Source organism: Pantoea folii (assembly GCF_056678875.1).
Window position 1 is genome coordinate 177,343 of sequence record NZ_JBWXON010000001.1, and the last position, 13,138, is coordinate 190,480.

The following is a 13,138-nucleotide window of genomic DNA, read 5'->3' on the forward strand; positions in this document are numbered from 1 at the left end:
GTTCAGGCCACGCGCACCACTTGCGGGTCGAAATAGCTCGGGGCTGCCATGCCCGGAATGTATTGATCGGAGATGAACATCTGGCAACGTTCGGCAAAGGCGTTCACCACCATGGATTGCTGGGTGTTAGCCATGGTGGCATAGCCGAGTTGCATCGGCTTGTTCACGCCTGCCAGACGCACGCGGATCAGCCGTTTGCCATCCTGTGACAGGTGCGCTTTCGGGCGCACGTTGGCAATGCCAAATCCGACGCCGTTGGCCACCATGGCGCGCACCACTTCCATATTGCTCGAGCGCATCACCACATTCGGCGCCACACCCGCTTCACTGAACAGGCCGAGGAAATATTCGCGGCTCCATGGCATATCCAGCAACACCATCGGCATCGTTGCCAGGTCCTGAATGGTTACCGCCGATTGTGTCGCCAATGGATGATGTTCGCCCACCATCACATACGGCGGCAACTGCGCCAGGGATTTAAACGCCACGTCATTGGCCGGCACTAAATCATAAGTGAGGGCGATGTCGATATCTGCCGAGCGTAATTGCTTCAGCAATTGCTCGTGGTTGCCTTCGACGAGGGTGATACGTACGCCAGGAAATGCGCGACCAAAGCCAAACACCAGTTCCGGCGTCAGCATCGGTGCCAGCGTATCCAGACAGCCCACACGCAGAGGACCACGCACGTTGTTGAGTGACTCAGAGGCGATGGTATAGAGATTGTTCATCTGATCCAGAATCAGCTTGGCCTCTTTTAACACTTGATGACCAATAGCCGTCAGGGAGACGCCCTGAGCATGGTGGCGGACAAACAGCTGCACCCCCAGCTCAGATTCAATATGTGTAATAGCTGCGGAAATCGACGGTGATGAAACGTGAATACGTTCCGAGGCACCAATAATGCTTCCGGCCTCACCTGACGCGACAAAGTATTCCAGCTGACGCTGGGTGATGCGACTGAGCATGCAGATTCTTTTGGGATCGCCGACGCGATCATGTCGCGCCAGTCATTCTAATAGTCCCGATGACCCTGCATTAATCATGCCAGAGGCCGGTTAACAGCATAATCGCCTGACCGCTCTGTCACGCCCATTCGCTTCTGCCTCATCACTGGTTAAGAAAATCCGTTGTAAAGCAGCGTCCTTTTTAGCCTCAGAAATTCTGATGCAAGGGCGAGGAAAAGGCTGTTTTACCGAATCACCTCGCGACGGCATTATCCCAGCAACACCAGAAGAGTCCGATAGCACTGTTTTGGTGCATCGCGTTTCACATTGCTGTTACAGCCATTTCATTCATTGGGGACGAGAATATGTTGCGTAAGATTTTTGCCTTAACGTTGCTGACGACGAGTGTATTAACTGCAGGTAATGCAATGGCCGCCGACAAGCTGATTGTCAGCACCTGGGGCGGCAGCTTTAAAGACCTGATTGATGAAACCATCGCCAAAGAGTTCACCAAAGAAACCGGCGTCGAGGTGCAGTTTGTCACCGGCGGCACCATTGATCGTTTGAACAAAGCCAAGCTGGCGGGTGGCACACCGGAGACGGATGTGACCTTTACCACCGCGCACGTCGGCTATCTGTATGCCAACAGCGGCCTGTTTGAAAAGCTCGATATGAGCAAAATTCCTAACGCGGTGAATCTGGTTGAGCAGGCGAAGGTCAGCCCGTATCACCTCGGCGTGTGGGGCTATGTCTATACCATCGGCTATCGCCCGGATCTGGTACCGAAAGGTGAAACCTTCACCAGCTGGAATGACCTGTGGAAACCAGAGCTGAAGGGCACGCTGGCCCTGCCAGATTGGGACCCAAGCCATATCATTGCCGTTTCCGCCAAACTCTCCGGGGCTGATGCCGCACACTGGCAGCAGGGCGAAGCGAAGATGAAAGCGCTGATTCCGAACATCAAATCCTTCTATACCGATGACGCCAACAGCCAGCAGTTGATCTCCACCGGTGAAACACCAGTGCAGGTGATGCTGTCGATGAATGCCTACAGCATGATGGCCGAAGGGGTGAACATCAAACTGGCGATACCGAAAGAGGGTGCCATTTTGGGTGTGGACACCGTGGGCATCAACAAAGGGACCAAACACGCCGATCTGGCCTACAAGTTTATGAATATCGCGCTGAAACCGGAAATTCAGGAGCAGGTGGCGAAAATCTATCGTGGCAGCCCAACGGTGACCAACGCGCATATCGATCCAGAACTGGCGAAATTGCCTGGCATGTTGACCACGCCAGCGCAGTGGAATGCCACCATCAACACCGATCCACAACTGCGTGCCGAGAAAACAGCCGAATGGCGCCAGTGGTTCTCTGAAAACATCATGTCTCACTGATTGGTTCATCACGGGCGGCCACCAGGCCGCCCACAAGCAACACTTTATTCAGGCAGCAACGTCTATGACGAGAAAACCGACATTCTTACCCTGGTTCATTATTCCCGCCACACTGACAGCACTCGGACTGGTTGTGGCCATGTTCGCGGTGATGCAGTTTAGCGTGCGGGCTTATATTCCCGGTTCGCTCGACGTGGGCGGATTTACCCTGGCTAACTTTAACGGACTGCTGAAAAGCATTTACGCCGATGCTTTTATTAACACGGTGATGTTAAGTGCCAAAACTGCCATCTTTGGCCTGCTGATGAGTTACCCATTGGCCTATGCGCTGGTGCGCACGCGCACCACTTGGATCAAATCGACGATTCTGATTATCGCGATTACGCCGCTGTTTCTCGGTGAAGTGGTGCGTACCTACTCGTGGATTATCGTGTTGGGAAACAGTGGCTTCCTGAACAGCCTGCTGCTGGCACTCGGCATCATCTCAAAACCGATTCAGTTTATGTTCACCCAGAGCGGCGTGGTGGTAGCACTGGTGCACGTCACCATGCCGATCATGGTGCTGATGCTGGCCACTGCGCTGTCACATATCAACCCTGACTATGAAAAAGCAGCAACCAGTCTCGGTGCCGGACCCGTTCGTACCTTATTGACGGTGACGATTCCACTATCGATCCCAGGTATCGTGGCCAGTCTGACCACGGCATTTGCCTGGACCTTTAGTGCTTTCGCCACGCCGCAGTTGATTGGTGGCGGACGCGTAAGCACCGTGGCAACCATGGTGTATCAGCTTGGTTTCTCGTCAATGAACTTCCCGTTTGCCGCCGCGCTGAGTATTGCCGGCTTGATTCTGACCATCCTGCTGCTGATGACATTGAAACGCCTGACCCGCTTCCTGCACGCTATGGGAGAACATTAATATGACCCGTTCGATGAACGATAAACTGGTGACGCTGGCCGGACGTTTGCTGGTGGCCGCCATCCTCATTTTTGTCATGCTGCCCACCATTGTGGTGTTTATCTCTTCGTTCAGCAGCACTGCGGTCCTGTTTTTCCCGCCCAAAGGCTGGTCGCTGCGCTGGTTCGAGCGTGCGGTGAATTACGATGATTTTCGTCACGGCTTTTATTCCGGACTGATCGTCACCGCGTGGGCATCTTCGCTGGCAGTGATCATTGGTGCAACGCTGGCGATTGCCATTGAGCGCTATTCCTTTCCGTGTAAGCGCGTGCTGGAAGGCATTTTACTGTCGCCACTGTTTATCCCGCATTTCACTATCGGTTTAGGACTGCTGATGCTGGTCTCACAGCTGGGCCTCGGGCGCGGCTATCCGCTGGTGATTTTCTGCCATATTGTGCTGGTGCTGCCATTTGTATTGCGCAGCGTCTACGTTTCGCTCAAGAACCTCGAACAGCGTATTGAAATGGCGGCAGCCAGTCTGGGTGCTTCGCCACTGCGGGTGGTGTGGACCATTACGGTGCCGTTGATTTTACCGGGCCTGTTTGGTGGCTGGATGTTTGCTGCGATTCTCTCTTTTAATGAATTTACCGCGTCGCTGTTTATTACCACCCAGGCAACACAGACCTTGCCGGTCGCCATGTACAACTATGTGCGTGAATTTGCCGACCCAACGCTGGCCGCGCTGTCAGTGATTTATATTGCGGTAACGGCAGCCATGCTGATTATTGCGAATAAGTTTTTGGGCCTTGGGAAGATATTAAACGTTGAAGCCCGCCACTAATCATGAATCTGTGCGCTTTGGTTTTACCGAAGCGCTGAATTAAAAATGCTTGCTTAGCGTTAACACGAACAATGATTACGATGATGAATAACCCATCGCGTTAAAATCTATTTAGGGATTCCACATGTCAGTAGAAAAAATTAATACCGTAATTGTCGGTGCAGGTCAGGCGGGCATTGCAATGAGTGAACATCTTTCATTGATGGGTGTCCCGCATATTGTATTTGAGCGTAACCGCATTGCAGAGCGCTGGCGTTCAGAGCGTTGGGATTCACTGGTCGCCAATGGCCCCGCCTGGCACGATCGTTTTCCTTCAATGAAATTCGATAATATTTCTCAGGAAGCTTTTCCTCCTAAAGAGCGCATGGCTCAATATTTCGAAGATTATGCCAAAATGCTCAATGCGCCGGTGCGCACTGGCGTTGAAGTGCATCAGGTTGAACGTCTGCCGGGACGTAGCGGCTTCAAAGTGCTGACCTCTATTGGAGAATTTGAAGCAGATAATGTGGTGGCGGCAACAGGGCCGTTCCAGAAGCCTTCATTCCCGCAAATCGTGCCGGACAGTGCCAACCTGCATCAAATTCATTCCTCTTCCTATAAGAACCCGCAGCAGTTGCCAGAAGGCGGCGTGCTGGTGGTGGGCGCGGGCGCGTCAGGCTCACAAATCGCTGAAGAGCTGGGTAAAACGGGCCGCAAAGTCTATCTGTCGGTCGGCGAACATTATCGTCCACCACGCTCTTATCGTGACCGAGATTACTGCTGGTGGCTGGGTGCTTTAGGCTTGTGGGATGAAGTGAAAATCAAGCCGAAAAAACAGCACGTTGCCTTTGCCGTGAGCGGCTATGAAGGCGGTAAAACGGTTGATTTTCGTCGTCTGGCTCATATGGGCATTACCCTGGTGGGTATTACTCAGAAATGGGATAACGGCGTGTTGAGCTTTGCTGATGGCTTGGCTGAGAATATTGCAGAAGGTGATAAAGCTTATTTCGACGTACTACGTGATGCCGATGCTTATATCGATCGTAACGGTCTGGATCTGCCGCTGGAGCCACAAGCCTGGGCGTTATTACCCGATCCAGACTGCCTGATTAATCCTTTAACGCAATTAAACCTGGCCGAGGCCGGTATCACCTCTATTATCTGGGCGACAGGTTTTAAATTTGATTTTAGCTGGTTGCAGGCGGATGCATTTGATGAGAAAGGCGTGCCTTTCCATAAACGTGGTATTTCAGCGGAGCGGGGTATTTATTTCCTTGGTTTACCGAATCTGGTGAATCGCGCCTCCTCCTTTATTTATGGCGTGTGGCACGATGCAAAATATATTGCCGATCATATCGTGCTACAGAATGCCTATACCGACTACGAGAAATCGTAAGTTATCTGTGTGTGTATTTGCGTGATCGCAGGCGGCTAAATGTTATTTTGTTTAGCCGCTTTTTTATCAGGTGGAAAAGTGACCATTACCTGTATTGAAGAATTACGGCAACTGGCACGTAAACGCGTGCCAAAAATGTTTTACGACTATGTCGATGCAGGTTCCTGGACGGAATATAGCTATCGCGCCAACGAAGCTGATCTACGCCGCATCGAATTTCGTCAGCGTGTCGCGGTGGATATTGCGGAACGCAGCACGGCAAGCCGAATGATGGGGCACAAGGTCGCTATGCCGGTGGCGATTGCCCCCACTGGGCTGACCGGCATGATCCATCCCGATGGTGAAATTCATGCGGCACGCGCAGCCAAAAAATTCGGCATTCCTTTCACGCTCTCTTCCATGAGCATCTGTTCGCTGGAAGCTGTGTCGCAGGCCACGCAGGGACATCCATTTTGGTTTCAGTTCTATGTATTACGTGACCGGCAGTTTGTGGCAAATCTGATCGATCGCGCTAAAGCGGCTAACTGCAGCGCGTTGGTCGTGACCATGGACTTGCAGGTCTTTGGTCAGCGCCATAAAGACATTAAGAATGGCCTTTCCACGCCGCCCAAAATGACCCTGCGCAATGTGCTCAATATTGCCACTAAACCGCGCTGGTGCTGGCAGATGTTGAATACCAGACATCGTAATTTTGGCAATATCATCGGGCATGTAAGCGGTGTGGATAACATTGACTCGATGGTGGAGTGGACGGCACAGCAGTATGACCCGCGGCTCTCCTGGAAAGATATCGAATGGATTAAACGGCACTGGGGCGGCAAGTTGATTGTGAAGGGCATAATGGATGCCACTGACGCGCAACTGGCGATCGAAGCGGGTGCCGATGCGTTGATTGTTTCCAACCATGGTGGGCGTCAGCTGGACGGCGTGTCTTCGTCAATTACACTGCTGCCGGAAATTGTGGCGGCGGTCGGCGATCGAATAGAAGTGCATTTTGATGGCGGCATTCGTTCCGGGCAGGATGTATTAAAAGCCATAGCGTTAGGCGCCAAAGGCACCTACATCGGGCGTAGTATGCTGTATGGATTGGGGGCGCTAGGTGAAGAAGGGGTGACCACAGCGCTAAGCATCATCCGTAACGAGTTTGATCTGTCGATGGCGTTTTGCGGTAAAACCGGTGTAGCGGACACTGATGGCGGGATTTTACGCGTTCGCTGAAAGACAGGGGAAATAGCGGGAGGCTAGTCATCCTCCCGCCGCGTCATTAAAACACTTCATCCAGCAATTGATACAGGCGTTTGAAGGCACGCTGCGTCACTTCCGGATGATACTGCGATACGCCAGCATTATCGGCTTTCGGATCGGTGAAGGAGTGCACCGCACCGGCAAAGCTCACCAGCTGCCAGTCAACGCCCTTGCTGTTCATCTCATTGGCGAAGGCGGCTAACTGCTCGCGCGGCACCAGGGGATCGGCCGCGCCATCCAGCACCAGCAGTGAAGCCAGAATAGTATGACTGTCATAAGCGGCCTGGGTATCCAGCGTGCCGTGGAAAGAGGCGGCCGCTTTGATATCCGCGCCGCTGCGTGCCAGCTCCAGCGCGCAGTGGCCGCCGAAGCAGAAACCGATAGCCGCTACCTTATCCGCATTAACGGGAGCCGTAGTTTGCGTGCGCAATGCGCTGAGCGCCGCCTGCATGCGCGCCACTTCGGCGGGGGTGTCTTTCACTGCCATCATCATCGCACCCGCTTCTTCGCCGTTAGTGGGGCGTTGACCCTGACCGTACAGGTCAGCCACCAGCACCACATAGCCGTGGGCAGCAATGGCTTTGGCTTGTTCAGCAGCATCCGCGGTAGCCCCCATCCAGTTGGGCGCAATAACAATGCCTGGTTGAGCAGGGTTATTATCAGTCTGATAAACTAAATAACCTTCAAATGTCTCGTTGTCCACGGTGTAAGAAAGGAATGAAGACTGGATATTGCTCATTAATTAAGCTCGCTTATTTTTATTAGCAGATGAAGCCACGACGTTACCGACTATTTTAGATTTAGCAATTGCATGCTGGACTTACCGCACCAAATGTTTAATGTCATATTTAACATTTCACTTCAGCGTTAAATTTCTGCCATTTTTGGCTGGGCTTTTCCTCCGCCAAGCGTGCTAAGAAAACTGAGCAGGGTGAATACCGTCATAATGCTCACCATAATCCAGGGCGTACCGTTGTTAAGCCCTGCCAGCAGCAGTGAGGAAACAATGCCACTGCCGTATTGCAATGAACCTATTAGCGCGGAGGCTGAACCGGTGGCATTCGGCACGGCATCCAGCGCGGCCGCGGTAGCGGAGGCGGCAATAATTCCGTTCATTGAGAAGAAAATGAAGATACAGATGACCAATCCCGCCAACGCTGCCGGATGCGTTTTCAGTACAAAACACATCACGAAAGTCATCAGTGCGGCGATAAAAGAGGCGGATTTCAGCAGCGTCTCAAGCCGTACCTTTTGCACTAAACGTTTATTGACGGTGCTGACCGTCACCAGTCCAAGGATATTTATGGCGAACAGCCAACCATAATGTTGCGGATCGATACCGAAATAGCTGATATACACCGCGGGCGATCCGACAATAAAGGCGTAAGCGGCAACGTAATAAAAAGTCACGCATAAGGTAAAACGTATAAATTTTTTATTTTGCAACAATGCGCGATAATTACCCATTATTTGCCGAGGTGACGCCGTTACCCTTTTTTCTGCCGGCAGTGTTTCAGGAAGCCAGAGCAGTGATATGAACATCAATGCGCCGACTACCGCCAGAAACCAGAAAATCACCGGCCATTGCGAGTAACGAATGATTTGCCCACCCATTAATGGCCCCGCGATAGGGGCAATCGCCATGACAATGATCAGCGTCGTCAGCATCTGCGCAGCACGCGTGCGGCTGAAAAGGTCGCGGATCATGGCACGCGCCAGCATCGGGCCGGTGCAGGCGCCAGCGGCCTGAATGACACGCCAGAAGACAATCTGAGGCATGTCGCTGGAGAGTGCGCATCCCGCTGAGCCGACAGCAAAGATAATCATCCCGATATATAGCGGTGTTTTTCGGCCGAGTTGATCGCTAATCGGACCCCAGATTAGCTGCGCGATGGCAAAGCCAATCAGAAATCCGGTGACCGTCAGTTCCGAATCGCCGTGTAACGCGGCTGACATCGCGGGCATCGCCGGAAGATAGATGTCGGTTGAGAGCGAGGTAAATGCCATCAGCGCGCTAAGAATAATAATAAAAGCGATGCCGGTTTTCATATCCGGAGGATGCGTTGCAGTTTTGATATCCATAGTGTCTTTTTATAAGAAAAGGATGGGGCCTGTGCGGTGCCAGGGCTTGAATACAGTGATGGAAAAGGGACTGCGGGGTAGCTTAACAAAGGCGGAAGGGATTGATTAGGTGCGCCAGTCTACTAGCACCTATGAGCAAAATTCATTAATGGGAGGGTTAATAAGACGAGGGCGCATCACCGCCAGAGCAGTGATGCGCTTTAACGCGATTAAGGCTGTTGTGCTGCCAGTTGCAGCAGCAGCGCTTTCGCCACATCTTCTGAGCTGGCCGGATTTTGCCCGGTGATCAACTGACCGTCTTGTACGACAAACGGTGCCCAGTCCGTGCCTTTTTGATAATGCGCGCCCAGTTTGATGAACTCATCCTCAATCAGGAAAGGCACCACGTCGGTCAGCTCAACGGCTGCTTCTTCGCTATTGGTAAAGCCGGTGACCTGCTTACCCTGAATTAACGGGGCGCCGCTCGCAGCTTTCACATGGCGCAATGCGCCAGGTGCATGGCAGACAAAACCCATCGGCTTACCCGCACGATCGAAAGATTCGATCAACTGGATGGAGTCTGCTGACTCCGCCAGATCCCACAGTGGACCGTGGCCGCCAGGATAAAAGACCGTATCGAAATCCTGCTGATCAATGCTTGCCAACTTCACGGTATTGGCCAGCGCCTGCTGTGCCGCCGCATCGGATTTGAAACGTTCGGTCATAGCAGTCTGAAATTCAGGTAAATCACTTTTTGGATCCAGCGGCGGTTGTCCACCCGCCGGAGAAGCCAACACCACTTCGGCACCCGCATCTTTAAACACGAAGTAGGGTGCGGCGAACTCTTCCAGCCAGAACCCGGTTTTTTTGCCGGTGTTGCCCAACGCGTCATGTGATGTCAGAACCATCAAAATTTTCATTGTCTGTCCTCGATTAATGTTGGTTATTCAGTAATGCAGTCAATGCTGCGCTTTTGTCCTGATAGGGCGCACGCAGCCGTAAATTTGTGGTGCCCGCCTCATCCTGGATCACAATCGGCTTGGCGTGGCTGAAACGACGGAATCCATGAACCCCGTGATACGCGCCGATACCGGATGCGCCCACGCCACCAAATGGCAGGCTGTCGAGAGAAGCATGGGTCATGACATCATTTATCACCAGTGCGCCAGAAGTGGTGTGCTGAGCCATCAGCTTTTGACGCTGTTCATCGTGGCCAAAATAGTAGGCGGCCAGTGGACGTGGATGCGCATTGATATAACGAATCGCTTCCTCTACCTCTCCGTTATAGCTTTTGACTGGCAGCAGCGGGCCAAAAATCTCTTCCTGCATGACCGTCATCTCTTCGGTGACATTGAGGATCAAATGCGGCGCGATTTTGCGGCTTTGCGCATCAAAGTCCGGCTCACCCGCAGGGGCCAGGCTAACGATCCGGGCTCCTTTAGCTCGGGCATCTTCGATCAGATCGATCAATCGCTGATAATGACGAGCACTGATTATGGCGGTGTAATCCTCGTTGCTTTGCAGCGTTGGGTACGTCTGCTGCATGAACTGCTGTGACGCGGTGATAAATTCCGCTTCAGCGGCATACGGAAGTAATAGGTAATCCGGTGAGATACAAATTTGCCCGGCGTTGAAGGTTTTTATGGTCAGGGTTCGGGCTGCTGCCATTGCCACATCCGCATCAGCGTCAATCACCACCGGCGACTTTCCACCCAGTTCCAGCGTAACAGGCACCAGATTCTCTGCCGCTGCACGCATCACATGCTTACCGACGGCGGTGCTGCCGGTGAAGACCAGATGGTCGAATGGCAGAGCGCTAAACGCTTGTCCCACGCTGGCGTCACCCAGAACCACGCTGAGTTCATCGGCGGCGAAGTAACGCGGCACTAACTCCGCCAGTAATGCGGAGGTGTGGGGTGTCAGCTCAGAAGGTTTCAGCATCGCGGTGTTACCCGCAGCAAACACACCGGCCAATGGGCCAAATGCCAGGTTAATCGGGAAATTCCACGGGCTGATAATGCCAACGACACCTAAAGGTTGAGCTTCGATACGCGCCTGCATACCCGCAACCGGGACTTCGGCGATCTCCGGCTGCATCCACTGCTCCAGATGTTCAGCGGAGTGCTGCAACATATTGATGGTGGTCATCAGGTCGGCCGCCTGGGTTTGATAGGCACTGCGATGACCAAAATCGGCGCTGATGGCCGCAGTAAACGCGGCATGATTCTCGCGAATTAATGCCACGCTGCGTAATAAGCGATCGCGGCGAAGTTCGGCGCTAGCAGGTTCGTTCTGCAGATGAGCCTGTTTCATTGTGTGCAGCACATGCAGTAATTCTTGCTCAAGTGACATGATTTTTTCCCGTGCGTTTCAAGATGTGGGCAGCTTACTCGCGCTGGTATTTGACGGCTAACAAGGCTATTTTGGCAGGGGTATAAAATAATTTATGGGGCACTATGTCACTGGTTCGCTTACGAACGTTTATGGAAGTGTATCGCCAGCGCTCAATTTCCGGTGCGGCGCGCGCACTGAATCTGACGCAGCCTGCGGTTTCGCAACATATTAGCGGCCTGGAAGTCGCAGTGGGTCGACCGCTGTTTGAACGTCAGGCCCATGGCGTAATGCCGACGGCCGCTGCCGACGATTTGGCCGCTGATATAGGCAACTCTCTGGATACCGCAGAGTCCGCTTTAGCATCCGCGCGTGCCCGATCGATGGATGTGAGTGGAACGTTGCAGATTATTGGACATGCTGATTTTATGGCGGAGAAATTATCGGCTGAATTGCTGCCACTGCTTGAAAGCGGCATTCGCGTGCATATGCACAGCGGTGATGGTCCGCTCGTTGCGCAGATGGTGATTGAAGGGCACTGTGATCTTGGCGTGACGGCACATCCGGTGACCGATCAACGTTTAAAGGGGGAAGTGATTTTTCAAGACCGAGTGATTGCTGTGGCTGCACCGGTCGTGGCGGCTCGCTTACACAACAGTGCAGATTTTTCCGCGGATTTGATTAAAGAACCTCTGCTGGCTTATGACCTGAAACTGTCATTAATTGATCATTGGCTGGATAAAAATCGCATTAAATACCAGACGCTGTTACCTGCGGTAGTTGGGCAGGATTTACGTGGTTTGCGAAGTTTACTCTGCGGCGGATTTGGCTGGTCGGTGATGCCAGCATTTTTATGTCAGGCGCAAATCGCGCAAGGGGAGTTGGTGGTGCTGGACGCGCCGGTGGGGGATACGGAAATTCGTTATCACCTTATCTGGTTACCCAGCGCTCTGCGCCAACCGCGTATTGCCCATGCAAGACAGGCACTGGTTTGGGGGATGAATAACAGCCATTAAGATTTATTATCTAAATGTTGTGACTGGTAGCTTTTATAATGTTTCCTGACTAACGGATCGTCAATGTCGCTATAACTGATTTGCCCTTTATCCAATCCATCCAGGCCTTTAATACTACCGATGGTTAAAGGCCATTCGTCCCTGCTATGAATCTCGATAATGAACGGTTGGAGATAACGATCCAGATGTCCTTTCCCAGGTTCACGAATTTCTCTACTCAATGTGCGAAGGTAATCGTCTTTATTTGTTTTAGACCAGTCGACAGAAAAACCTGCACGGAAACTTAATTCCATGAAAGTTAGCAAAATTGTACGTCCGTTACCATCAAGAAAAGGGTGAGCAAAAGCCAGCTGCCCCATCACTTCTCCTGGCTTTTGTCGAAATTTGTCCCTGTCACTGGCAAGCTTAAGCGCATACTCCACTGCACGCTGAATAAGATGTGGATATTCAAATACCGTAAAGTGTTCGTCTTCACGCGCGCCTTTAAAGATCGATAGGTGAGGAACTAACTCGTTTCGGTCTTTTCCTGCCCAGTGATAGAAGTCACCGAAAAGAATTTCGTGAACTTTAAGTATGGAAGAATATTTTACGTGTTTTAGCGTTGATAGGTACAGCAGCGCATCTTCCAGACTCAGTTCGAATGAAAGATGTTCAGAAGCTTTAACTTCATCAGGATCTTTTAAATGTAAGGCATTCTGTAAATAACCCGCTGTTTCATAGTCGCCGAAAGGATCAAAAATCATGCAGAAAAATTCTGTTTAATTTGTCTTTTCTCACGCAGATAGTCGCCTTGCATCTCCAGCGTTTCTGCCTTGGTTAAAATGCCTTTTTTCTTCAGATTAACCAGAAGTTGTTCGATGACATCAAGTTCTACGATGTCATCGGCCAGGCGAGTAATTGCAACAGCCATGCGACTCATACCATCACGGTCAGCCGTTACGTGGTGTACTTTAGCCAGTTCACGTACCTGATTAGCAACACTTAATGATGCAGATTTATTCATGTCTTTGCCTCATTCAATGATACCCAA

General features: G+C 51.9%; 13 protein-coding genes. 6 read left to right on the top strand and 7 right to left on the bottom strand.

The window, feature by feature from the left end; all coding sequences use genetic code 11:
* Positions 1-2: 2 nt before the first annotated feature.
* Entirely contained in the window at positions 3-965 is a 963-nt protein-coding gene (locus AC1MDE_RS00925; protein ID WP_045815580.1) for a LysR family transcriptional regulator, read from the bottom strand.
* Between the two features lie 344 nt (positions 966-1,309).
* Between AC1MDE_RS00925 and AC1MDE_RS00930 the strand changes: the two genes are divergently transcribed.
* The 5 genes from AC1MDE_RS00930 (at position 1,310) to AC1MDE_RS00950 (ending at position 6,673) form a co-directional block, all read left to right on the top strand.
* Positions 1,310-2,341, top strand: coding sequence for an ABC transporter substrate-binding protein (locus tag AC1MDE_RS00930; protein WP_058961376.1), 1,032 nt, complete (start codon positions 1,310-1,312; stop codon positions 2,339-2,341).
* Positions 2,342-2,405: 64 nt separating this feature from the next.
* On the top strand, positions 2,406-3,260 hold the full coding sequence (locus AC1MDE_RS00935) for an ABC transporter permease (protein ID WP_058961377.1): 855 nt from the start codon (positions 2,406-2,408) through the stop codon (positions 3,258-3,260).
* 1 nt (position 3,261) lies between these two features.
* Positions 3,262-4,080 (top strand): ABC transporter permease, encoded by an 819-nt coding sequence (locus AC1MDE_RS00940; RefSeq protein WP_058961378.1) that lies wholly within the window; start codon positions 3,262-3,264, stop codon positions 4,078-4,080.
* A gap of 124 nt (positions 4,081-4,204) precedes the next feature.
* Complete coding sequence (locus AC1MDE_RS00945) at positions 4,205-5,455, top strand: flavin-containing monooxygenase (RefSeq protein ID WP_480344124.1); 1,251 nt, start codon at positions 4,205-4,207, stop codon at positions 5,453-5,455.
* 78 nt (positions 5,456-5,533) lie between these two features.
* Positions 5,534-6,673, top strand: coding sequence for an alpha-hydroxy acid oxidase (locus AC1MDE_RS00950; protein WP_480344125.1), 1,140 nt, complete (start codon positions 5,534-5,536; stop codon positions 6,671-6,673).
* Positions 6,674-6,719: 46 nt separating this feature from the next.
* On the opposite strand, the gene AC1MDE_RS00955 is transcribed toward AC1MDE_RS00950, so the two are convergent.
* From AC1MDE_RS00955 to AC1MDE_RS00970, 4 genes are all read right to left on the bottom strand, one after another.
* Positions 6,720-7,439, bottom strand: a complete 720-nt coding sequence (locus AC1MDE_RS00955) for a dienelactone hydrolase family protein (RefSeq protein ID WP_480344126.1) — start codon at positions 7,437-7,439, stop codon at positions 6,720-6,722.
* A gap of 128 nt (positions 7,440-7,567) precedes the next feature.
* Positions 7,568-8,782, bottom strand: coding sequence for a multidrug effflux MFS transporter (locus AC1MDE_RS00960; protein WP_480344127.1), 1,215 nt, complete (start codon positions 8,780-8,782; stop codon positions 7,568-7,570).
* A gap of 209 nt (positions 8,783-8,991) precedes the next feature.
* Positions 8,992-9,681 carry a type 1 glutamine amidotransferase domain-containing protein gene (locus AC1MDE_RS00965; protein WP_058961382.1) on the bottom strand — a complete coding sequence of 230 codons (690 nt, stop codon included), beginning with the start codon at positions 9,679-9,681 and terminating at the stop codon, positions 8,992-8,994.
* A gap of 13 nt (positions 9,682-9,694) precedes the next feature.
* The gene (locus AC1MDE_RS00970; RefSeq protein ID WP_480344128.1) at positions 9,695-11,113 is read right to left on the bottom strand and encodes a coniferyl aldehyde dehydrogenase; all 1,419 of its coding nucleotides are present in this window, start codon (positions 11,111-11,113) and stop codon (positions 9,695-9,697) included.
* A gap of 104 nt (positions 11,114-11,217) precedes the next feature.
* Here AC1MDE_RS00970 and AC1MDE_RS00975 point away from each other — a divergent pair, with 104 nt between their 5' ends.
* Positions 11,218-12,108 (top strand): LysR family transcriptional regulator, encoded by an 891-nt coding sequence (locus AC1MDE_RS00975; protein ID WP_058961384.1) that lies wholly within the window; start codon positions 11,218-11,220, stop codon positions 12,106-12,108.
* On the opposite strand, the gene AC1MDE_RS00980 is transcribed toward AC1MDE_RS00975, so the two are convergent.
* Complete coding sequence (locus tag AC1MDE_RS00980) at positions 12,105-12,851, bottom strand: Fic/DOC family protein (RefSeq protein WP_058961385.1); 747 nt, start codon at positions 12,849-12,851, stop codon at positions 12,105-12,107. The two genes, AC1MDE_RS00975 and AC1MDE_RS00980, sit on opposite strands and share 4 nt — an antisense overlap.
* Positions 12,848-13,111 carry a hypothetical protein gene (locus AC1MDE_RS00985; RefSeq protein ID WP_058961386.1) on the bottom strand — a complete coding sequence of 88 codons (264 nt, stop codon included), beginning with the start codon at positions 13,109-13,111 and terminating at the stop codon, positions 12,848-12,850. The genes AC1MDE_RS00980 and AC1MDE_RS00985 overlap by 4 nt, the downstream gene beginning before the upstream one ends.
* Positions 13,112-13,138 lie beyond the last annotated feature (27 nt).